Origin of the sequence: Pseudomonas sp. Choline-02u-1 (genome assembly GCF_002836515.1) — a bacterium.
Taxonomy (GTDB): Bacteria; Pseudomonadota; Gammaproteobacteria; order Pseudomonadales; family Pseudomonadaceae; genus Aquipseudomonas.
Genome location: NZ_PJBC01000061.1, coordinates 196,616 through 218,423 on the forward strand (window position 1 = coordinate 196,616; position 21,808 = coordinate 218,423).

The 21,808-nt window shown below is 53.6% G+C and carries 23 protein-coding genes and 1 pseudogene; 14 read left to right on the forward strand and 10 right to left on the reverse strand.

Annotated features, from left to right (window positions below):
* Nucleotides 1-4 precede the first annotated feature (4 nt).
* From CXF97_RS18635 to CXF97_RS18645, 4 genes are all read right to left on the reverse strand, one after another.
* Nucleotides 5-979 (reverse strand): copper resistance protein B, encoded by a 975-nt coding sequence (locus CXF97_RS18635; protein WP_039593195.1) that lies wholly within the window; start codon nt 977-979, stop codon nt 5-7.
* Nucleotides 951-1,199, reverse strand: coding sequence for a hypothetical protein (locus CXF97_RS28060; protein WP_143170045.1), 249 nt, complete (start codon nt 1,197-1,199; stop codon nt 951-953). The genes CXF97_RS18635 and CXF97_RS28060 overlap by 29 nt, the downstream gene beginning before the upstream one ends.
* Nucleotides 1,200-1,211: 12 nt before the next feature.
* On the reverse strand, nt 1,212-3,188 hold the full coding sequence (locus tag CXF97_RS18640) for a copper resistance system multicopper oxidase (RefSeq protein ID WP_101159749.1): 1,977 nt from the start codon (nt 3,186-3,188) through the stop codon (nt 1,212-1,214).
* Nucleotides 3,189-3,365: 177 nt separating this feature from the next.
* Nucleotides 3,366-3,572: a co-regulatory protein PtrA N-terminal domain-containing protein gene (locus tag CXF97_RS18645; RefSeq protein ID WP_019816895.1), complete on the reverse strand. Its 207-nt coding sequence runs from the start codon at nt 3,570-3,572 to the stop codon at nt 3,366-3,368.
* A 383-nt stretch (nt 3,573-3,955) separates the two neighbouring features.
* Here CXF97_RS18645 and flgB point away from each other — a divergent pair, with 383 nt between their 5' ends.
* Nucleotides 3,956-4,369, forward strand: a complete 414-nt coding sequence (gene flgB / locus CXF97_RS18650; protein WP_019816894.1) for a flagellar basal body rod protein FlgB — start codon at nt 3,956-3,958, stop codon at nt 4,367-4,369.
* A 110-nt stretch (nt 4,370-4,479) separates the two neighbouring features.
* Here flgB and CXF97_RS18655 read toward each other — a convergent pair whose 3' ends face one another.
* Nucleotides 4,480-4,680, reverse strand: coding sequence for a heavy-metal-associated domain-containing protein (locus CXF97_RS18655; protein ID WP_019816893.1), 201 nt, complete (start codon nt 4,678-4,680; stop codon nt 4,480-4,482).
* 361 nt (nt 4,681-5,041) lie between these two features.
* Here CXF97_RS18655 and CXF97_RS18660 point away from each other — a divergent pair, with 361 nt between their 5' ends.
* Genes CXF97_RS18660 through CXF97_RS18675 form a run of 4 tightly spaced genes read left to right on the forward strand, consistent with a single transcriptional unit; the run spans nt 5,042 to nt 6,884 of the window.
* Nucleotides 5,042-5,317: a metal/formaldehyde-sensitive transcriptional repressor gene (locus CXF97_RS18660; protein WP_019816892.1), complete on the forward strand. Its 276-nt coding sequence runs from the start codon at nt 5,042-5,044 to the stop codon at nt 5,315-5,317.
* 20 nt (nt 5,318-5,337) lie between these two features.
* Nucleotides 5,338-6,270, forward strand: a complete 933-nt coding sequence (gene dmeF, locus CXF97_RS18665) for a CDF family Co(II)/Ni(II) efflux transporter DmeF (protein ID WP_019816891.1) — start codon at nt 5,338-5,340, stop codon at nt 6,268-6,270.
* Nucleotides 6,271-6,309: 39 nt separating this feature from the next.
* On the forward strand, nt 6,310-6,681 hold the full coding sequence (locus CXF97_RS18670; protein WP_045061253.1) for a hypothetical protein: 372 nt from the start codon (nt 6,310-6,312) through the stop codon (nt 6,679-6,681).
* A 2-nt stretch (nt 6,682-6,683) separates the two neighbouring features.
* On the forward strand, nt 6,684-6,884 hold the full coding sequence (locus CXF97_RS18675; protein ID WP_019816980.1) for a DUF1289 domain-containing protein: 201 nt from the start codon (nt 6,684-6,686) through the stop codon (nt 6,882-6,884).
* 20 nt (nt 6,885-6,904) lie between these two features.
* On the opposite strand, the gene CXF97_RS18680 is transcribed toward CXF97_RS18675, so the two are convergent.
* From CXF97_RS18680 to CXF97_RS18690, 3 genes are all read right to left on the reverse strand, one after another.
* Nucleotides 6,905-9,262: a heavy metal translocating P-type ATPase gene (locus CXF97_RS18680; RefSeq protein WP_101159750.1), complete on the reverse strand. Its 2,358-nt coding sequence runs from the start codon at nt 9,260-9,262 to the stop codon at nt 6,905-6,907.
* A gap of 180 nt (nt 9,263-9,442) precedes the next feature.
* Nucleotides 9,443-9,976, reverse strand: coding sequence for a plastocyanin/azurin family copper-binding protein (locus CXF97_RS18685; RefSeq protein ID WP_019816982.1), 534 nt, complete (start codon nt 9,974-9,976; stop codon nt 9,443-9,445).
* A gap of 157 nt (nt 9,977-10,133) precedes the next feature.
* Nucleotides 10,134-10,487: a co-regulatory protein PtrA N-terminal domain-containing protein gene (locus CXF97_RS18690; RefSeq protein ID WP_024014911.1), complete on the reverse strand. Its 354-nt coding sequence runs from the start codon at nt 10,485-10,487 to the stop codon at nt 10,134-10,136.
* Nucleotides 10,488-10,691: 204 nt separating this feature from the next.
* Here CXF97_RS18690 and CXF97_RS18695 point away from each other — a divergent pair, with 204 nt between their 5' ends.
* From CXF97_RS18695 to CXF97_RS28820, 5 genes and pseudogenes are all read left to right on the forward strand, one after another.
* Entirely contained in the window at nt 10,692-11,378 is a 687-nt protein-coding gene (locus CXF97_RS18695) for a heavy metal response regulator transcription factor (protein WP_019816984.1), read from the forward strand.
* Entirely contained in the window at nt 11,378-12,766 is a 1,389-nt protein-coding gene (locus tag CXF97_RS18700) for a heavy metal sensor histidine kinase (RefSeq protein WP_019816985.1), read from the forward strand. Before CXF97_RS18695 ends, CXF97_RS18700 begins: the two co-directional genes overlap by 1 nt.
* A gap of 358 nt (nt 12,767-13,124) precedes the next feature.
* A complete protein-coding gene (copC, locus tag CXF97_RS18705; protein WP_024014909.1) occupies nt 13,125-13,508 on the forward strand; it encodes a copper homeostasis periplasmic binding protein CopC in 384 nt (127 codons plus the stop codon).
* Nucleotides 13,509-13,511: 3 nt separating this feature from the next.
* Nucleotides 13,512-14,450: a copper homeostasis membrane protein CopD gene (gene copD / locus CXF97_RS18710; protein WP_019816987.1), complete on the forward strand. Its 939-nt coding sequence runs from the start codon at nt 13,512-13,514 to the stop codon at nt 14,448-14,450.
* Nucleotides 14,451-14,523: 73 nt separating this feature from the next.
* Nucleotides 14,524-14,747: pseudogene (locus CXF97_RS28820) on the forward strand (hypothetical protein); the annotation flags it as partial.
* Nucleotides 14,748-15,037: 290 nt separating this feature from the next.
* Here the strand turns inward: CXF97_RS28820 and CXF97_RS18715 are convergent.
* Entirely contained in the window at nt 15,038-15,445 is a 408-nt protein-coding gene (locus CXF97_RS18715) for a helix-turn-helix domain-containing protein (RefSeq protein ID WP_019816989.1), read from the reverse strand.
* 913 nt (nt 15,446-16,358) lie between these two features.
* Here CXF97_RS18715 and CXF97_RS18720 point away from each other — a divergent pair.
* The 3 genes from CXF97_RS18720 to CXF97_RS18730 all read left to right on the forward strand — a co-directional run bounded on the left by CXF97_RS18720 (nt 16,359) and on the right by CXF97_RS18730 (nt 19,802).
* Nucleotides 16,359-18,431, forward strand: a complete 2,073-nt coding sequence (locus CXF97_RS18720) for a heavy metal translocating P-type ATPase (RefSeq protein ID WP_256589869.1) — start codon at nt 16,359-16,361, stop codon at nt 18,429-18,431.
* Nucleotides 18,432-18,561: 130 nt separating this feature from the next.
* On the forward strand, nt 18,562-19,065 hold the full coding sequence (gene lspA / locus CXF97_RS18725) for a signal peptidase II (protein WP_019816991.1): 504 nt from the start codon (nt 18,562-18,564) through the stop codon (nt 19,063-19,065).
* Nucleotides 19,066-19,208: 143 nt separating this feature from the next.
* On the forward strand, nt 19,209-19,802 hold the full coding sequence (locus CXF97_RS18730) for a helix-turn-helix transcriptional regulator (protein ID WP_225568928.1): 594 nt from the start codon (nt 19,209-19,211) through the stop codon (nt 19,800-19,802).
* Nucleotides 19,803-19,858: 56 nt separating this feature from the next.
* Here CXF97_RS18730 and CXF97_RS18735 read toward each other — a convergent pair whose 3' ends face one another.
* Nucleotides 19,859-20,752 (reverse strand): cation transporter, encoded by an 894-nt coding sequence (locus tag CXF97_RS18735; protein WP_032872266.1) that lies wholly within the window; start codon nt 20,750-20,752, stop codon nt 19,859-19,861.
* 158 nt (nt 20,753-20,910) lie between these two features.
* Between CXF97_RS18735 and CXF97_RS18740 the strand changes: the two genes are divergently transcribed.
* Nucleotides 20,911-21,783, forward strand: a complete 873-nt coding sequence (locus CXF97_RS18740; RefSeq protein WP_019816994.1) for a sterol desaturase family protein — start codon at nt 20,911-20,913, stop codon at nt 21,781-21,783.
* Nucleotides 21,784-21,808: the final 25 nt, after the last annotated feature.

A 21,808-nucleotide genomic window follows, 5' to 3' on the forward strand; every position in this document is an offset into this window, starting at 1 on the left:
GTTCTCAGAACCACATCCGTATACCGGCGACAAAGCGTGCCTCGCTGGCATCTTCACCTTCCTCACGTGCAAAGTCTGCCGTATTGCCATAGGAACGGCTCCAACTCACCCCGATATAAGGGGCAAATTGGCGGACAATCTCATAACGCAATCGGAGCCCCACTTCGGTGTTGGCTAATCCGGACCCGATGCCGCGCTGAGGGTCATTCTTCCCATAAAAATTGACCTCGGCCGTCGGCTGCAAGATCAATCGATTCGTCAGCAGAATGTCGTAATCGCCTTCCAGTCGAGCAGCCGATTGACCGTTCTCACCGATGTAGGCAGTTGCTTCGGCCTCGAAGTTGTAGAGGGCCATGCCCTGAATGCCGAGTGCGGCCCAGGTTTGAGGGGACCCTGGTTTGAAATCCTGTCGTACACCGGTGACGACGTCCCACCACGGTCCGATGGAGTGCCCCCAGAGCGCGGATAATTCAGCGCTTTCCGTCACGCCATTGGTACGTTCGCCTTCCGAGCGCAACCACAGTCGATCAATGTCACCGCCGATCCATCCTTTCGCATCCCAGGCCAACGCACTACCGTTGTCAGCATCCTGGTATTCAAACTTATCCAGCAGCATGAAAGAGTTGATTGTTTTGTCGTGGACACCATGACCAGCGACATCTGGGAAGGCGGCTGCACGGTCAGCATCGGTAAGAACGGGGATAGGGGTTCGACTGGTTGTCGTCGTCCCTTCATCCATACTTTCCATGCCGGTCATTTGACCGTCGTCCATTTTCATCTTGCTGTGCTCCATAGCCCCCATGTTGCTATGGTCCATCGCTCCCATGGAGCCATGGTTCATCTTGGAGTGATCCATCTCTTCAGCGGCGTGAGCCACGGCAAAGAAGACAGGACTCGTAGAAACTGCCAATACCATCAACGTTGGGCGTAAAAAATTCCTGGTCATGATCTCAATCCGCCTTCTTGTTTTCTTGGTCATGATCCATCGACTCATGGCGCATCTTGGTATGAGGCATCGTCGCGTGATTCGGCGTTGCCTCGTTTGACGTGGTCGCAGTCTTGTTCGGCGCATCCGCAGAAGTAGCAGGTGAAGGATCACCACGTTCTTCGACTGCCAATGCTACGCAGGAGAATCCACCCATCAGGCCAAAGGCAAAGAGGCAACCGACCAGCGATTTACGATTTAGGTGTGTGCTCACAGATCGTCTCCTTTACTCATCAACCCGTACTTCACGGAACATGCCCATTTCCATATGGAAAAGCAGGTGGCAGTGATAGGCCCAGCGACCTAAAGCATCGGCGGTGACTCGATAGCTGCGCTTGGTACCCGGTGGCATGTCGATTGTGTGCTTACGTACCATGAACTTGCCGTTTTCATCTTCAAGGTCGCTCCACATTCCATGAAGGTGGATGGGGTGCGTCATCATGGTGTCGTTTACCAAGGTGATGCGAAGACGCTCCCCGTACTTGAGGCGAAGGGGCTCAGCATCAGAAAATTTGATGCCGTTGAAGGACCAGGAAAACTTTTCCATGTGACCGGTCAGATGCAGCTCAATGGTGCGATTGGGCTCTCGGCCATCAGGGTCCTGGAAAGTGCTCTTCAGATCTGAGTAAGTGAGCACGCGTCGACCGTTGTTCCGCAAACCGATACCTGGATCGTTCAGTTTTGGCGTTGGGTTCATGGCCTGCATGTCAACCAACGGGTTGTTGGTTTCGGACGCTGGGTGAGATTGCATCTCGCCTCCCATGCCCCCCATGCCTCCCATCTGGCTGTGATCCATGCCGGCCATGTTGGGCATGTCACCTTTGTCCATCCCCGCCATCTTGCTGTGGTCCATGCCGGCCATGTTGGACATGTCACCTTTGTCCATACCTGCCATCTTGCTATGGTCCATGCCGGCCATATTAGTCATGTCACCACTGTCCATGCCGGTCATCCCGGTCATGCCACCTTCGTCCATTCCCTGCATCTTGCTGTGATCCATGCCAGCCATACCTGACATGTCACCCGGTTTCATATCGCCGCCGCCCATGCCAGCCATGCTGCCATGGTCCATGCCAGCCATACCGCCCATGCCCATGTCATCCATGGTCAACAGCGGACGCGGATCGATCGCCGGTACCGGTGCTTTCAGTCCTTCACGAACTGCCAAGGTCCCCCGCGCATAGCCGGTTCTATCCATGGACTGGGCGAAGATTGTGTAAGCCTCCTCGGTGGCAGGCTCAACAATCACATCATAGGTTTCTGCCACGGCGATGCGGAATTCATCGACACTGACTGGTTGGACATATTGGCCGTCGGCCGCCACCACGGTCATTTTCAAACCAGGAATGCGAACATCGAAATAGCTCATCGCTGAGCCATTGATAAAGCGCAGGCGTAGCTTCTCGCCAGGCTTAAAAATACCGGTCCAGTTGCCGTTCGGCGCTTGGCCATTCATGAGGTAGGTGTAAGTATCCCCGCTGACGTCTGCCAGATCAGTTGGGTTCATTTTCATTTCGGCCCACATTTTCCGGTCGGCGACGGCAGCAGACCAACCTTGCTTGCTGACGTCGTCGATGAAGTCGCCCACGGTACGTTTGTGGTGGTTGTAGTAGTCCGATTGTTTCTTGAGTTTGGCCATGACGCGCCCAGGATCCTCATCGGTCCAGTCAGTCAGCATCACCACATAGTCGCGATTGTATTGAAACGGCTCAGGCTCTTTCGAATCGATGACTATTGGCCCGTAAACACCTGCCTGCTCTTGCAACCCAGAATGGCTGTGGTACCAGTACGTGCCGTTTTGATGCACCTTGAACTTGTATTCGTACATGCCGTCGGGCGCGATGCCGTGGAAGCTCAAACCCGGTACGCCATCCATGTTGGCAGGCAAAATAATGCCGTGCCAGTGGATGGAGGTGTCTTGATCCAGACGGTTCTTCACGCGCAGAGTGACCGTCTCCCCTTCGCGCCAACGCAGCAAAGGCCCCGGCAACGAGCCATTGATGGTCATGGCTGTGCGCGGCGAGCCAGTGATGTTTACCGGCGTTTCACCAATAAACAGATCAAATTCGTTGCCGGTGAGGACGCTCGGCAGGCCGGGACTGGTCACTGCCCATACAGGAGTGCGCCACAGACCAAGGCCACCAAGGATGCCGCCGGCGGCCAGGCCTTTAACGAATGTCCGTCTAGAGGTTTTGGAATGCATGCCGTTTATTTCCAATCAGTCAAAAGGGAGCCGTTCAAATCAACCCGTGAGTTGGCAAGATGAGCTTCGCGTACCGAAAAAAAGACGAATTTTTCATTGCAAGCGAGCTCAGAAATTGCCACATCTAAACCACCTTCGTGATTACATTTCTGTCAGCTTGGCCGCGTGCCTGATCGTTCAGCAGTTTTTATGGTCCATCGCTTTGGCTTTGCTTTCAGCGACAGGCGGTTGAGCGCTCTGCGTTTGAGCTACCTGGTACGATTCCATCGAATTCGTCCTGGCCACTTCCATACGTGCGAAAGTCCGGTCACCACCGCCTTCAGCCATGGCCAGAGTGGAAACAGTCAGCGCTGCGACGACGAACAAGGTTTTGATGGTGTTCATATGGGCTACCTCAGATGTGTGAAAATATCCCCTCTGAATCACATCATGGATTGGACTCTTTGGGGGTGAGCAAAAGACTCAGTTGGACTATAAGAGACACCCCCTGTCAGGAAGCTTAGGCCAATATTACAGTTGTGTCAGTTTGGAATATTTTTCTTGAAGTACACGCTATTTAATACGTATGGTCTCCATCTTTTCGCATTGCGCGACTTTTATTGAATATAAGATTGAAGTGTAATCATTGCTTTGGGTTCCATTAATTCTCACGGAGGCGATGTTCTAGGTCTCTGCATTAAAATTAATAGGAGACTTGAATGCTCTGCTGCAACAGCTGGGTGTTCAATGATCAAAGAAGATAGTAATGCCACCGAGGGTGATTAATTGTGAGTATTAATTTTGAGAAAGCATTAGGCTCCGCAGAAAGAGCGTTAGTTTATCGTGGCCAAAGAGCTGAGATCTTAAGTAACAATATCGCGAACGCTGACACTCCGAACTTCAAAGCCCAAGACTTGGATTTTTCTACTGTGCTCGCCAGCCAAACCAAAGAACCTGCTACCACTGCGTTTTCTTTGAAAACAACAAACGCAAAGCATTTTCTTAAGAAAGAATCGGCGGTGGCTATATACGGGCGCGACTTGCTTTACAGCACGCCGGCTCAGCCTGCCTTGGACCAAAATACTGTCGATCAGCAGGTCGAGGTCGCGAAATACACGGAAAACGCGATACGTTTCGATGCCGCTTTTACTCGGCTAAATGGAGCATTCAAGGGTTTGCTCAAAGCTCTGCGCGGTGACTAGCAGCATAGGCGCATGCGAGCCAACTTTGGCCGATACAGCGGCTCAGGTACTTTCGGATTCAAAGGTATTCACCATCAGACGACGCTCTACTCAGGAGCAGGCGTCTCCATTCAATGGCTGATCTTGGAAGGAAAACCAACAGCCTCCACAGCTTTACGGAGCTGTTCAGCGTTTTCGCTACTTTCAACACTCACCTTACCGGTTGATCGATCGACGGAGACCGTAGCGTTGTCGTCCAGTGCCTGGATCGCTCTGGTGATTTTGCCGACGCAGCTGCCGCAACCAATGCCTGATACATCTAAGACGACCATGTGAATTACCCTCGTGCTGAGCGGTGTCTTTTCCCCGCAGCGACAGCATCGACGTTGACACCATGGCAAGGTCAACGATTATCTAATCAAAGCCGTGAGCGCAGATTTCGAGAAGTTTTACGGGACTTGACCACTCGGCTGCTAATTAGCTCGCTACCATTTGAACGGTTTCCAGGAGTGCGCCCTATTGTTCTCGTCGGTAAAGGTCGGCTAACGGCAACATTGCGGCTCTCTCGCTTGATCCAACGATTTTGTATGCCTCTCGTTTCGTCAACGGCTTTGATCTGTCCTCCCGCGAACCTTGCATAGGTATAGGGGGGAGGCCTATCATGCGACCCTATATAGGTAGGGGGGGTATAGCGTGGGTCATATCGCATCACACAAAGACGATCTTCTTAAACGTGTAAAACGTATTGCCGGGCAAATTCAAGCTGTTGAACGAGCATTGGAATCGGACTTCGACTGCGCCAAGACACTACATCTTGTTGCGGCCACTCGGGGTGCCATCAACGGGCTGATGGAGGAGATCATCGAGGATCACGCACGAGCACATGTCGCGAACCCCGCGCTCAGCGAAGAAGAGCGTAACAAGGGCGTCGAAGAGCTTCTTGAAGCTATCCGCCGGTACTCCAAGTGAATGCATCCAGGTAAACACGTATGAGCAGGACCGACATCGATTACACACACGACCACGTGTTTCTAGGCTCAGCGCACGATGAGAATGCCAAGCGTACGCTTTGGGTTGTAGCACTCACGGTGGTAATGATGATCGGGGAGATCACCGCCGGCTATATCACGGGTTCGATGGCGTTACTGGCCGATGGCTTCCACATGGCAACCCATGCCGGCGCATTGGGCATCGCGGCGGCCGCTTACGGATACGCAAAACGCCACGCTACCAGCCAGCGCTACAGTTTCGGTACAGGAAAGGTTGGAGACTTGGGCGGGTTCGCCTCGGCGCTGATTCTTGGCATGATTTCGTTGGGCATTGGCGTTGAATCGTTCATGCGTTTGTTGCAGCCAACACCGGTTCAGTTTGGCACCGCGACCCTCATCGCCGTTGTCGGTTTGCTCGTCAACATTGTCAGTGCCCTGCTGCTGGGTCATGGGCATGGGCATGGGCATGGACATGGACATGGGCACGACCACGATCACCCTCATGCCCACAACGGAAACGACAACAACTTGAGGTCCGCCTATGTCCACGTCGTTGCAGACGCGCTGACGTCGATTCTGGCCATCGCTGCCTTGCTTGCCGGTCGATATCTGGGTTGGGTGTGGCTCGACCCGGTCATGGGTATCGTCGGCGCTATCGTTATCGCGCGTTGGGCCTGGACCTTGATGGGGGTAACTGCGGGCGTGTTGCTCGATCAGACCGACGCGCACGTTGCCGAGGAAATCCGCGAACTCGTTGAGAAACCTGGTGGCGCTACCATTACAGACTTGCACGTTTGGAGGGTGGGACCTCAAGCGTGCGCGGCGATCGTCAGCGTTCTAGGTGAAGCCACTGTGAACGCCGAGAGCATTCGTGAGCGTCTCAAAACAGTTCACGAAGTCAGCCACCTGACCGTCGAGTTCCGGCAGACATGACTCAGCGCCTGTCCAGCACAACCTCTATAGGACACACCGATGCCGCCCGGTAAACGTGAACTGGCTCGGATCGAGCGCCAGTTGATCGTCACGCTCACCGACGCGTGCGAAACAGCAAAGGACGAGATAAAGGGGTTTATTTGGCTCACTCACACCGCTGACCTAAGTGCGTTGGCTGAAACCCTGAAGGTCATCTGGGTGTTCGAAACCCTGGCTGACAGGAAGCGGGCCGAGATTGACGCGAAGGCCCGCATCTTTGAGTTGACGGCGATCGCCTTGAAAGAGGCCAATCTTGACCTGCCTGTTTCAGACCGCAATGTCCGCTTTGACTCGGAGCAAGAGTGCCAACGCACGCACATAGGCGACTGGAAACGTCGCGTGGCTCAACTACATAAAGCTAAGGGGGACTGACCATGGCAAAAGAAATCGAGAATCCTTGTATCTCGGTTTGCCAACTCAGTGGTGATCTGTGTGTGAGCTGCGGGCGGAATAAGGAAGACATCAGAAAGTGGAAGCGCATGAAGCGGCCCGAAAAAATGGCCGCTGTGCAAAGGGCGAATGCGCGCTTAAAGGGATTGAAGAAAGCACATGGATCGCCATTCCCCCCGAGTTAAAACCGCTGCAATTTTGAAGGTCAGTCAACTCGGGTATTCCTCAGCCTCAATGCATTGAAAACTACCGACGCGGAACTGACGCTCATGGCTATGGCAGCGATCATTGGCGACAGGAGGTGCCCCGTCAATGGATAGAGCAAACCAGCGGCAAGAGGTATACCCATTGAGTTGTAGAGAAAAGCAAAGCCCAAATTCTGGCGCATGTTTTTAACTGTGGCGACCGAAAGAGCTCGTGCTCGTAAGATCCCCATCAGGTCACCTTTGACCAGCGTGAGTTGCGCGCTATTCATCGCCACGTCAGTCCCCGTTCCCATGGCTATCCCCACATCTGCTCGCGCCAGGGCCGGAGCATCGTTGATACCGTCACCTGCCATGGCCACTTTTCGCCCGTGTTGCTGTAGGTCTGCCACCAGACGTTCCTTGTCTTGGGGTTTGACTTCACCGTGGACCTCTTCAATCCCCATCTCCCTGGCGACAGCCCGAGCGGTAGTAAGCCCGTCCCCAGTAGCCATGATGATTTTCACGTTGTGAGCCTTAAGCTTGGTGACGGCCTCTTTTGAGGTTGGCTTGATCGGATCTGATACGGCCAACAAACCTGCCAATGCGCCGTCGACGGCGAGGTAGATAATACTGATGCCGTCAAGTCGCAACACCTCAGCGCGCTCTTGTAGGGAGTTGGTGCTCACGCCTGCGGCTTCCATCAACGCTGTGTTCCCCAGCTGGAGCTTCTTGCCATCGACAACGCCACTGACGCCGATACCCGAATCCGACTCAAAGGATTCGGGCTTGGTGAGCTTTATGTTCTCGGCTCGGGCGTGATCGACGATCGCATGTGCTAAAGGATGCTCGCTGCCCTGATCAAGGCTGGCAGCCAGGTGAAGGACGTCGTCGGGATTGAAGGTGGGAGTGGCCTCCACGCTGTGAAACACGGGCCGTCCCTCTGTCAGGGTGCCTGTCTTGTCGACAATCAGCGTGTCGATTCTGCAAAGGCTTTCAATTGCACTGGCATCTCTGAACAAAACACCCATGCTGGCTGCTTTACCTGTCGACACCATGATCGACATAGGCGTAGCAAGTCCCAACGCACAGGGACAAGCGATGATCAGCACGGCGACAGCGTTGATTAGACCAAACACCCAACTGGGCTCAGGGCCGAAAAGCCCCCAACCGATAAATGTCATTATCGCAATCGCGATAACACCCATCACGAAGTAGCCGGCAATCGAGTCGGCCATTCGTTGCATCGGCGCCTTGGAACGCTGAGCTCTCGCGACCATCTGTACGATCTGGGACAGCATGGTTTCGGCACCGACCTTCTGGGCCTCCATCACCAGGCTCCCATGCGTATTCAGCGTGGCGCCGATCAGGCTATCTCCAGCTTTCTTCATTACCGGGACTGGCTCGCCAGTGAGCATCGACTCATCCACCGCACTTTCACCCTCAAGTACCGAACCATCAACTGGCACCTTTTCACCCGGTCTGACCCGTAAGTGGTCTCCCAGGTGCACATGTGTGAGAGGAATGTCTTCCTCCTGGCCATCGGCATTGATCCGGCGTGCAGTTTTGGGCGAAAGGCCGAGAAGAGACTTAATGGCGGCGGAAGTTTGTGATCGGGCTTTGAGCTCAAGGATCTGGCCAAGCAACGTGAGCGAGATGATGACCGCTGCCGCTTCGAAGTAAACGCCGATACGTCCATCTTGCATGAAATTGGAGGGAAAACTTTGGGGGAAGAGCGTTGCTATGACGCTGTACAGATAAGCTGCGGCGGTGCCCAACCCAATCAGAGTCCACATGTTGGGACTGCGATTTTTAACCGAGGCCAGTCCCCTTACAAAAAAAGGCCATCCTGCCCATAAGGTCACGGGTGTCGCCAGAGCGAACTCGATCCAGTTTTGAGCCGAACCATGAAGAAGTTGTAACGAGTGACCCGCCATCGCGAGCACGGTTACGACCACGGTTAAGGGCAGCGACCACCAGAAGCGGCGATTGAAATCCCGGAGTTCAGGATTTTCTTCTTCATCAAGCGCCGGCATGACAGGCTCTAGTGCCATGCCACATTTAGGACAGTTACCGGGGCCGGTCTGCCGTATTTCAGGATGCATCGGGCACGTAAATTCAGTGCCCGTTTGTACCGCAGACTCCGGCGTTGTGCTGCCTGACTCGTTGCGCACCACGTGGCCACTGTAGCGCTCAGGGTCCGCTCGAAACTTCTCCTGACATTTCAGGCTACAGAACCGATACGTCTGTCCTTGGTAAGTCTCAGCAAATTCACTCGACGAAGTGACTGCCATTCCACACACCGGGTCATGTAGATCAGCATCATCCCGGGAAGCAGCATGGGTGTGATTATGGTCGTGATGGCCAGAGGTGGTAGGCATGTCTATTCCCCTTGTAAGGTGCTACTAGAAATGAGCATATTCAGTACAACGCTGATTTGCGGCTCCACAGTGGTGCGGTGATGTTTCCGCACGGACCCCGGCTGAGAAGCGTTGCTATGTTACTTGCGACTTAGCGTAGCCAACTCTTGCGTCGGGCCGGCAGAAACAGCCGACTCCGGTTTATTTCAGATCAAATTCGCCGACCATTCCCGATTGGTAATGCCCCGGCACGTTGCAGGCAAACTGAAGCCCTGCACTGTCGTTGAAGGTCCAGATCAGCTCTTGGGTTGAGCCAGGCTCAATCAGGACACTGTTAGGGTCGTCATGCTCCATTGCGACCATCTTCATTCCGCCCATGCCGTGGCTCATGCCGCTCATCTTCCCGGTACCGGTAGGGCTTAATGTTCCGTTCTTGAACATGCTTGCCATTTCTTTCTGGTGTGCTGCATGAGCAGCGGCTTTGCCGATGTTGAACTCATGCAGCAGCGAACCCTCGTTGCGAAGGACAAAGCGGATTGTTTCACCAGGTTTTACGTCGATGCTTTTAGGCTTGAAAAAAATGTCGCCCATCTCGACCTCTACAGTGCGGGTAACGTCAGAGGCCACACCAGGCTGGCCTATGTCGTCTTGTCCATGCCCAGCATTAGCCATAGCCGTAGCAGCGAAAAAAAGGGTCATTGCTGCGATGAACGGGGTAGCGAGCGTAGTTTTCATGGTGACCTCAGGAATACGTGGGAACATTGGCTATGCTAATGATGCTCAGCTGCCAGCTAACTGACTTGGGCATTACTTCTTTGTCAGTTTTCTAAATAGATACGGCGTCCAATTGACGCCGCAACAAGATGCTGACAAGTACTTATCCTGGGGGCGTTTATTGATGGTTTTCTGAAAGCATCAATTTGTGCTCGCGCTGCATCTGGCGCAAAACGTCGTCAACAATTTTGTCGTGCTTCTCCATCCAGGCTAGATGCTGTTGGGGTGACATTGAGGCATCTGGGTGATCGTTGTGGAGCTGGCTCATGATGTCGCCAAGCATCTTCATGTGTTCTGCCATGTGGACGTGACGCTCTCCTTCAGGGGCTTGTTCAGCTTTCATCAACGTGGCCTCGGCCTTGTCGCGCAAACCTTCCATACGCTCAATCACACGATCTCCGCCGCTTTCAGCCCACACAGAAGCCGAGACCAGTATCGAGCTTACAAAAAACAGCATTTTCAGGTGGTTCATCGGGGTAGCTCCTCATGAGGGAATCCGACTTCCATACGATTCATCGCTCAGAGGTCGGTCGAGCACCAATGAAGTGCTCATGTCTGAACCCTAGCCAGCACTCGCTGACATCTACCTGAAGCCAAGATTACTTTTCTGTCAGTTGCTGGTTGGCTGCCAGTTTTCGTTGCAGACTCCGCTTAACCTTTATCTGAGAACGACCTCATGAGACTTCTTGTCGCTGAAGACGAACCAAAAATAGGTATCTATTTGCAGCAAGGGCTCAACGAGGCCGGGTTCAATGTCGACCGTTTCACGAATGGAAAAGAGGCGCTTCAGCACGCTTTGAGCGAAGCCTATGATCTGCTGATTCTCGACGTCATGATGCCGGGTTTGGATGGCTGGGAAGTCCTGCAGAAGGTGCGCGCTTCCGGGAAAGACGTCCCGGTGCTTTTTCTCACCGCCAGAGACCGCGTTGAAGACCGAGTGAAGGGACTTGAACTCGGTGCGGATGACTATCTGATCAAACCCTTCGCGTTTTCTGAATTGCTTGCTCGAGTCAGAACGCTGCTGCGTCGCGGTAGCAGCGCACCTTCGCAAACCTTTATGAAACTGGCTGACCTTGAAGTGGACCTGCTCAAGCGTCGAGCCATCCGAGGAGGCAAACGCATAGACCTTACGGCCAAAGAGTTCGCGTTGCTTGAGCTTCTGCTGCGTCGTCGAGGGGAGGTGCTGCCAAAGTCTCTTATCGCCTCCCAGGTTTGGGATATGAACTTCGACAGCGATACCAACGTTATCGAGGTTGCAGTGAGACGGCTCAGGGCCAAGATAGACGACGATTTTGAGGTCAAGTTGATTCATACCTCAAGGGGAATGGGTTACATGCTCGATGCACCAGATTCGGAGTCGTGATGAACCGGATGTCCCTGACGACTCGTATGAGTCTGATGTTTATGCTCGCGGTAACGGCCGTGCTCACGGTCGCCGGACTCAGTTTCAATAACCTCAGCCGGCATCATTTCAAGATGCTGGATCAGCAGGCATTGTACGAAAAACTCCACTCGACCCAGCGGATCTTGTCCGGGCTGAGCAACATCGATCAATTCAGCGAGGCTAAACCGGAGTTAGAAGCGCTGCTGGGCGCACACCGTGATTTGACTGCGCTTATCATCGATGGCGACGGCAAGGTGCTGTTTGCGGATCCCGGCCCGGTCGACGTTCCGAAGGCGTTTCGAACAACCACAAACACAACCGTCTGGGAATGGCGGGAGCAAGAGCAGATGTTCCGTGGTGTGACTGCGCAATCCGTAGTGACGGGACAAGAAAGGCCATTAACTGTCATGTTGATTTTTGACGTTACGCAGCATATGTCCTTTTTCGAGACGCTCGAACGATGGTTTTGGATAGGGTTGGTGATCAGCGCATTGGTCAGTGCTGCACTCGGCTGGATGGTAGCTAGCAGTGGCATGCGGCCTATCCGCCAGGTCACATGGGTTGCTGCCTCCATGTCAGCAAAATCACTCAAGGAGCGTATTCCCCTGGCACCCGTTCCGAAAGAGCTTCAACAGATGGTGTTGTCGTTCAACGCCATGTTATCCAGGCTCGACGATGCATTTGTCCGGTTATCCAACTTTTCGGCAGACATTGCCCACGAACTACGGACCCCCGTGAGCAACTTGATGACCCACACTGAAGTGGTGCTTTCGAGAAAAAGAAACATCGAGGACTACGAAGACAATTTGTACTCCAATCTTGATGACTTGAAGCGCATGAGCCGGATGATTGATGACATGCTTTTTCTGGCGAAATCTGACAATGGTCTAATTACGCACGAGAGCAAGCCAATAGACCTGGTGGCTGTCGTGGAAAAATTGCTTGAGTACTACCGCCTGTTGGCTGATGAACGAGGGATCGAGCTCAAGGTTTCAGGACGGGGGAGCGTGCGAGGTGATGTTCTTATGCTCCACCGAGCGATTTCCAATCTGCTCTCAAATGCGCTGCGCTACACCTATGAAGGGACGTCAATCAGTGTCGATATTCAGCACAAGGATGCGTCGGTAACGGTTGTCGTGGAAAACTATGGTGAGCCCATTGCCCCCGAACACCTTGAAAAGCTGTTTGATCGTTTTTATCGCGTGGACCCAGCGCGGCGAGAAGGAAGTCCGAGCAACGCAGGGCTAGGTCTGTCAATTACCCGATCAATTGTCGAAGCGCACAATGGCAAGATCTGGTGTACGTCAGGCGACGGGAAAACGGCTTTTCATCTTGAGTTTCCGGCCGTCGATTCCACGGTTAGCTGAGCGACAAAACATTGGGACCAACGACGTCTTGGCGTTCTGCGTTTGCTACGCCTCTGCGGATTTTTCAAAGTGATTGAGCTCCCCTGTCCTGCGGTACGCCGTGTCTTTTCCAGGTCTTGCTACGCTCAACGATTAGATGCCAAACATCGGATCAAGCTGACTGAAATGTAATCGAACAGTTTGTGATCGTGTGGCATCGTGTTCTCGCACTGTGACGTTAGGGCTAGCGAGTTTCTCCTGTTCAACCTGGCGAAGAGGACGGGGCTCCAAGTTAATCAACAGTGGTTTTTAAAGAAATTAAAAACTAGTTCCTCCCAAAAAACCTCGAATCAACAGCGCTTGCTGTGAGGAGTCTTGCATGTCATTCCTTAAAACTACGTCCGTGGCTGTTGCAATCACTGCTGGTTTGCTTCTGAGTGCAGTGGCCCAGGCACATCCAAAACTACTTTCTTCCACTCCGGCAGAAGGCTCGGATGCGGCGGCTCCGTCGAAAATCGAACTGCATTTTTCTGAGAATCTCACCACTCAGTTCTCCGGTGCAAAGCTGATCATGACCGACATGCCAGGCATGCCTAACTCACCCATGGGTGTAAAGGCCGCCGTCGCTGCTGGTGGTGATCCGAAAACCATGGTGATTACGCCGGCTGCACCGCTGACCACCGGCACCTACAAAGTTGAATGGCGTGCAGTGTCTTCGGACACCCACCCGATCACCGGCAACTTTTCATTCAAAGTGAAATAATCCATGAGCGACTCATTAAATATCGTGGTTCGCTTTGCTCTCTATTTTGACCTGATGTTGTTATTTGGACTGGCCATATTTGGCTTGTACAGCCTCAGGGGAAAGGAAAGGGTATCGGGCACGGTCTTGAACTTTGAGTCGCTTCTCTACGGTACTTCTGTTGCAGGTGTAGTTCTGTCCCTTGCTGCGATGTTGTTGCTTGCAAAAGCAATGAGCGGTGTATCGGAGCTTATGGAGCTACATCACCACATTTTTGAAATGGTCATCATGGGCACCGACGTTGGGCTGACCTGGATGGTTCGGATAGCCGCCTTGGTGGGGGCAATTCTGGGCGTCGCGTTGAATAAACGATATCCGACACCCAGCCTCTGGATCGTCACCGTCTGTGGAGCAATCGCGTTGGCCACGCTAGCCTGGACGGGGCATGGTGCCATGGACGAAGGCAGCCGCCGCTACTGGCATTTTCTCAGCGACATTTTCCATTTATTAGCGGCAGGTGGCTGGTTGGGTGCTCTAGCGGCCTTCGCTCTACTGCTACGGTTGAAATCGCTGAAGGGTGAGGAGGAAGCACGTATTCTTGCCCGCGTGCTGACTGGCTTTGAGTCGGCCGGCGGTGTGATTGTTGCGATCATAAGCGTTACGGGAGTAGTAAATTACCTTTTCATCGTCGGTCCCAACCTTGATGAGGTCATGCTCAGTACCTATGGCCAGTTGCTGTTTTTGAAGATCCTGCTCTTTGCCGGGATGATCGTTTTAGCGACGCTGAACCGCTTTCACTTAAGCCCGCTATTGGAGCGCTCGGTTCGCAATGGTCAATACTCTGTAGCGGTCAATGCCTTGCGCCGCAGCATGAAATTCGAATTCCTGATGGCAATCCTCATCATCTGTCTTGTCGCATGGTTAGGCACGCTAAGTCCTGAAATGGAAATGAGCGCGCAATAGAGGTTTCTGGCAGCTAACCCAGAAGCCTGGAGCGTGATTGTTAGCACCATTTCTACTGGCTACACTTCAGCCCATGACACGCTGTCTACGGCTTTGCCTGATTTTCCTGATTAGCCTGGCGCTTCCCCTCAGCGGGATGGCGGGTGTTCAAGCGCCGGAGAGCCATGTCCAATGAAACCCTTGGATGGCGGATGACAACATGGGCCAACGCTGCCGCCGTGACATGAAGTCCCCCGAACTCGGTGAACCCCGTAAGCCGAGCAAGGGTGCAAAACAGGCGGTAAGCTGCACATTTCAAAGCGGCAATGAATTTACCCTGTCGCACGGTTAAGCACTTTGCGTCAGAAATTTAATAAGCACGGAGGTGTCGGTGGTTCAATAATGATAACTGAGCACGGTTAACTTAGAGCTATTACCATCGATTTTCCCACATGTCGCCGCATGCGGTTTTAATGGGATGGCAAATTTGCGAACCACAGGACAATCCTAAGGCACGCATCCTGAAATAAACCAAGATAGCGGACTTTATTGCACAATGACGATTCTCACCTCGTACAATCTCTACGCACATGGAGTCTTTTGCCGCGTTAACTACGATTCGACAATGATTCAATGATGCGACATTGCTCTATAACACCACCGTGGCAGCAAACACTCAGTCGTGTCAGTTCGGCTTCTAAACCTCGTAAGTCCTGAATACGGATTCGAACTTGTTGGAGTTGCCCTTGCACTTTCGCATCCACAGCGGCGCAGGAAGCGTCGCGTCGGTCAGCCAGGCCGAGTAGATCGCGAATGTCATCGACGCTGAACCCAAGCGCGCGGCTGCGACGGATAAACAGCAGCCGGTTGCGCTCTTCATCTGTGTAAAAGCGATAACCCGACGGTGATCTTCCAGCAGAAGGCAGCAGCCCTGACTGCTCGTAATAGCGGATGGTTACGGCTTTGGTATCGGTCAGCTTCGCCAAGGCACCGATCGTGTACGTGGGCGCATTCATTTCTCTTGACCCTATAGTTGCTGGAATCCTCATTCTACTCGCGTCAGGCAACAAGCAAATCCTTGCTCACCGTTCTACCGATCGCCAGGCCTCTGATCGATGAAAACCCTCCCCGCCGATCTCTTCAACTCGAGTTTGGACGCTTTGCTCTGCACATGGCTGCTTACCTTCGTAGCAGAGCTTCTGTGCTGCTCGTCGGCCGCCGCATAGGGCAAGTGCCCTGTGTGCTTTGCTGTGAGGACGGGATGCCGCCTGATATTAGCGTCACGAAATAGGACGCCGTTGATGCCAACACCGTAGGCGCGAGGGGAAGCAGCATTTCCTATCTACTACCGGCCACTTACTCACTGTGATCACGTTGAACATGAATGGTCGCTGGTGGATGCCTTAAGGCATCGAAGAATCTCTTGACCTTATAGTGGCTATAAGGTGTTCACTCTCGCCATGAAAAGCGGAGAGCGTTCTCATGAAAAACTGTTGCGGTGACGAGCAAGCACCAAAAAAGCCAGCGGGCGTGGACGTTTTTGACCCTGTCGCATCCGGGAGCTGCTGTGCGACTTCCGCAACATCGGGTGAAGACGAAACCGATCGAGATCGAACTACCAGTTGCTGTTCTTCTAAGACCTCGGACGTGAATCCTGCGCTTTCAACAACCAAAAGTGCGGATGGCTGCTCTGCTGGAGGCAACGGCGGAAAGACAAGCTGCTCCACTTCATCTCCGACATCTTCTCAATATCCACCTACCGAACCGAACGAGCCCACCACCTCGGTTGTTACCGATGCATGTTGCTCTGCATCTGGAACGGATGGCCCAAGCGCGTGCGCATCCAAAGTGTCATCAGCCGTTGTCAACGACACGGCTCGCTTGAGTCGTTTCCGGATTGGGCAAATGTGCTGTCCTACCGAGCAGGCGATGATTGAGGGCAAGCTTGCAAAGATGCCTGGAATTCAGAAATTGGAATTCAACATGATGAACCGTACTCTAGGTGTCTGGCACGAATTGCCACATACCCTGGGAATCGAAGCGGCCGTGTCATCGCTTGGTATGCAGGCGGAACCGTTGAATGGCGCGGTCGACGTACCAGGCGCGGATAAGCAGCAAAGCCAGTTTGAAGCTGAATCACTGCGCAAAAGCACCTGGTGGCCGTTAGCGCTGTCTGGTATTGCTGCGGTAGGCGCGGAAATTTTGCATTTCACCCAGGCAGCCCCCGAATGGGTGATTGCTGCTGTAGCTTTAATCTCGGTAGCACTCTGCGGGCCCGCGACTTACAAGAAAGGTTGGATCTCTCTCAAAAATTTCAATCTCAACATAAACGCGTTGATGAGCATTGCGGTGACGGGAGCGGTCCTGATTGGGCAGTGGCCAGAAGCGGCGATGGTCATGTTTTTATTTACTGTTGCCGAATTGGTTGAGGCCAAGTCGTTGGATCGTGCACGCAATGCGATCAAAGGACTGATGGACTTGACCCCAAATCATGCAACGGTGCGCCAGGCAGACGGCAGTTGGCTGGACGTAGATGTCAAAACCGTCCAGATCAGCTCCTTGGTTCGAGTTCGCCCCGGCGAGCGCATTGGTCTGGATGGCAACGTGATCTCCGGCAACTCTACCGTAAACCAAGCCCCTATCACCGGGGAAAGCTTGCCCATCGAGAAAGCTGTCGGTGACCCTGTTTATGCCGGCTCGATCAATGAGTCCGGTTCCTTCGAGTACCGCGTGACGGCTGAGGCCAGCAATACGACACTGGCCCGGATTATTCATGCTGTGGAGGAAGCCCAAGGTTCACGCGCCCCGATCCAGCGGGTCGTCGATAAGTTCGCCAAGGTTTATACGCCATCGGTGTTTTTCTTCGCCCTTGCCGTTGCGATATTCCCGCCCCTGTTTATGGCCGGATTATGGGCTGACTGGATTTATCGGGCGCTGGTGCTTCTGGTAGTCGCTTGCCCTTGCGCACTGGTGATTTCGACCCCGGTGACCATTGTAAGCGGCCTCGCGGCAGCGGCGCGAAAAGGCATTTTAATCAAGGGCGGGGCGTACCTGGAAAGCGGTCGCAAGATCACCCATCTGGCCTTGGATAAAACTGGGACCATTACCCATGGCAAGCCCGTACAGACCGATTTCCTGCCTCTAGCTGATGGATTATCTAGAGATTATCGCATTGCCGCCGCGAGCCTTGCCCAACGTTCGGATCATCCGGTTTCGCGGGCTATTGCCAAACAAACGGCCCAGCAATCGCTGCGGTTGCTGGAAGTGGATAACTTCGAAGCGCTGCTGGGCCGAGGGGTCCGCGGCGAGATCGAGGGTAAGCGCTACCAGTTGGGTAACCATCGTTTGTTGGAGGAGTTGGGGTTCTGCTCACCTAATACCGAAGCCGCCCTGGGCCACCTTGAGCGGCAAGGGAAAACTGTAGTCATTCTGTCCGATGACAAACGGGCGCTGGCGTTGTTTGCAGTCGCCGATACGGTAAAAGCCACCAGCCGAGCCGCAATCGAGGAGCTTCACGCGTTAGGTGTGAAGACTGTGATGTTGACAGGGGACAACCCACATACCGCGCTGGCAATTGCCGCGCAGGTAAACATTGACGAGGCCAAGGGCAATCTCCTAGCGATCGATAAGCTCAAAGCCATCGAAGCCTTGATCGATCATAAAGGCACCGTCGGCATGGTCGGTGACGGAATAAACGATGCCCCTGCGCTTGCTCGGGCTGATGTGGGCTTCGCGATGGGGGCAGCTGGCACCGATACGGCGATCGAGACTGCTGACGTAGCAATCATGGATGATGATTTGCGCAAGATTCCTGCCTTCATTCGTCTCTCCCGCCAGACCGGAGCAGTACTTACGCAAAACATTGCGCTCGCGCTGGGCGTTAAAGCCATCTTCCTAGCCGTTACGCTCACTGGTCACGCTACGATGTGGATGGCGGTATTCGCGGATATGGGGGTAAGCCTGTTGGTAGTACTGAATGGCCTGCGCTTGCTGCGCAAATGATACGGACACGATGCCTGCTTTGCTGTTCCAAGACCTGGATCCCAGTGGGTGATACCGCACGAGCAAGAGTCAGTGCTTTTCAAAAAATACCAGTTTCAGATGTACTGGAACGGTTACTACGGAATAGCCAATGAACGGTTTCCCAATGACAGCTCGTGTACAGCCGCCTACTTTGTGGTGGGGAATTGCAGCGGTCCTGGCGTTGATCGATCAAAGTCTAAAGCTTGGCGTCGAGCACCTTTATGAGCTGGGCTCATCGGTCGCCGTAGGCTCATTTTTCAACATAGTGCATGCACGCAATACCGGCGCCGCGTTCAGCTTCTTGGCTGACGCTGGAGGCTGGCAGCGTTACCTTTTCGTTGTTGTTGCGCTAGCCGTAGCATTGACGCTCGTCGCGATCCTTCAACGGGAACGTCACTGGAGCGAAGCCTTGGGCTATTGTCTCGTTTTGGGTGGGGCTGTTGGCAATCTTATCGACCGTTCTTTGCGAGGCTTTGTCGTGGACTATCTGGATTTTCACTATCAAGGCTGGCACTGGCCCGCGTTTAATCTCGCAGATATATGTATTGTCAGCGGCGCATCGTTTTTATTGGTCATAAGCGTGATTAGCCCCGCGTCGCCAAGCAAACGTTGACGATGGAGCGCCACCTTCCAGTACGTGTCCTAAGGTGGTCTGGTCGCGCATGGCTAACGCCTGGGTTAGCGGTTTTTGCTGGGCATGCTGGTCATCAAGATTGGCATCAGCATCAGGCTCACCAAATAGCTATAGGTATCGACGTGCCTGTAACAGTGGAATGCCTGCCGCGTCAGCACACCGAGTTTGCAGTGTTTATTCCAGCCGGTGTTCGGCATCGAATCAGCGGAGCCCTCATCGTTTCAATCTACTTGGACGTCTTGGCAGAAGAGGGCCAGGTTTTGCCGAAGACCATGACGCCGATTCCGATCAATATCGCCCCGGCTGACGCCGCACTAATTGCTGACTCCTTGAAGGCAGGCGCGGGAGACACTCGGTCCGCAGTGCGAAAAGCCCTACAGATAACCGATGCACCTCCAGTCGCCGATCCTCGCCTGGCAATAGTCAGCACGGCCATTTACCAGGGCATGGTACGACGTGAAGAGTTGGCAGCACTGGTACACCTGTCCCCAACTCGATTCTCGCATTGGTTCGTGGAACAAACCGGTTTGCCGCTGCGTAGCTATGCTAAATGGCTACGACTGACCCAAGCTGTTCGACATCTGGCATCCGGAGAACCTATAACCACCGCTGCGCACGCGTCAGGCTTCTCCGACTCAGCCCACTTTTCCAGAACCTTTCGCTCGCTGTTGGGTATAGATCCCTCATCGGCGCTCGCCGAAGTGAGCTTGCATTAAGCGACTAGGTTAGAGGCTTGCGGCCTTAGCTACAGGCCGCTCGCCGATTGGAATAGTTAAGCTTTTAGAGCCAGGATTCGACGTGCGCCGTTCAAAACGATCAGGCCAACGACCGTACCAATCACCAAGTCTGGGTACGGAGACCCTGTCCAAGCGACCAATGCTCCTGCAGCGATTACGCCAACGTTCGCAATCACATCGTTGGCTGAGAAAATCCAACTCGCTTTCATGTGTGCTCCTCCTTCGCGGTGGCTGTAGATCAGCCACAGGCAAGTGACGTTTGCCACCAGCGCGACGGCGCCTATCCCCATCATCAGCATCGATTCAGGTTCACTGCCATAGAGAAAGCGTCGAGCAACTTCCAAAAGCACACCCAAAGCTAGAATGATCTGAAACATACCTGCCAGGTGTGCTGCACGTACTTGCATTCCCGCGCTGCGGCCGACCGCAAAGAGGGCCAGCCCGTAAACGGCCGCATCAGCAAACATGTCCAGCGAGTCGGCAATCAGCCCCGTCGATTGGGCAATCAGGCCAGCACTCATTTCGGCGAGAAACATTGCACCATTGATGCCGAGCAATATTTTTAATGTGCTGGCTTCCTTTGAAGCGTTTTGCTCTTCATTGGCACTGTTGGCTGATACGGACTCTGGGCTGATGGGCTGCGTATCTAATAGCCTTGCCCCCAAGCCAAGTGACTCCAACTTGGTAGCGATCTGCTCTACGGCCCCTTCGTGAAAAACACTCACCTGTCTACCGGATAGGTCAAAAGAAAGTGAAGCTATTTCCTGCAAGCCATTCAGCGCGAGTCTGATCATCCGTTCTTCGGAAGGACAGTCCATTTTTGGTACTGAAAATTTGCTGATCCATGTCCCTTCATTTAATGGCTTAGCTGCTGCTTCTGGGCCTGCTGAAGCCGGGCCACAGCCACAGGATTTGTCACACGAACTCATGGGGCCGCTCCTCTAAATACACTTGATCCTGTCGATTACAAACCTTCTAGCCGCTATAAGGTCAAGCGAGGATATTCATCATTCGATTGTAGCTCTTTCGTTCAATCCAAACGCCAGCCTGTGACTTATCGTCTTCGCTTCCTAAAAGGAGGTGAGCGATGATCATTATTTTCCGATACGTCATACGTTGGATGAGCTATCCGCTCATATTTGGTGGCACCGCTGCGTTCATGGTTTGGGCGCTTTACACCGGGATTCCGCCATGGCCCACAACACTCCTGATCGCTATTGTGAGCTTGTTCACGATCGCCGCGCTGGAGCAATTCCAACCCTTTCGTCAATCCTGGCTCGAAGATCATCAAGACACCTCGACCGATTTATTGCATATGCTGGTCAACCTTTCTGTCATTCAGTTCACTGCTGAAGTCCTCGCCAAGCTTGGCGATGCGGTGCCGGCATCAGTTCGCCTTTTTCCCAGCGAGAGTCCCCTCTGGTTACAGCTGGTTCTGGTCGCAACCGTCCTCGATTTAAGCCTGTATGTCATGCATCGCATCAGCCATCGGGTGCATTGGCTGTGGCGTATGCACATGATTCATCACAGCGCTGATCGCCTTTATTGGATGAATGGGGAGCGCAGACATCCGCTGCATGCGGCGCTAATGGCCGGACCGGGGCTGGTGGTTCTGCTCGCCTCAGGTGCGCCGTCGGCCGTTATCGCGACTTGGTTCAGCATCTTGACCGTTCATTTAGCCTTCCAGCATTCGAACCTGGACTACTCGTTGGGCTGGTTACGCAACGTGATTGGAGTCGCCGAGACACATCGCTGGCACCATAAGCGAGAGTTCGAAGATGCCCAGGTCAACTTCGGAGAGTTTTTACTTATTTGGGATCACCTATTTGGAACCTTCTATGACGCAGCAAACAAGCTCGGTGATGCGCAGGTAGGGCTAAAAGAGCGAGACTTTCCAACAGGCTATCGTGCGCAGCTAATCGCGCCGTTTAGGCGCAAGCCTCAGAACCATATGATCTGAAGTTGCGTACCACGAAACGCCTATT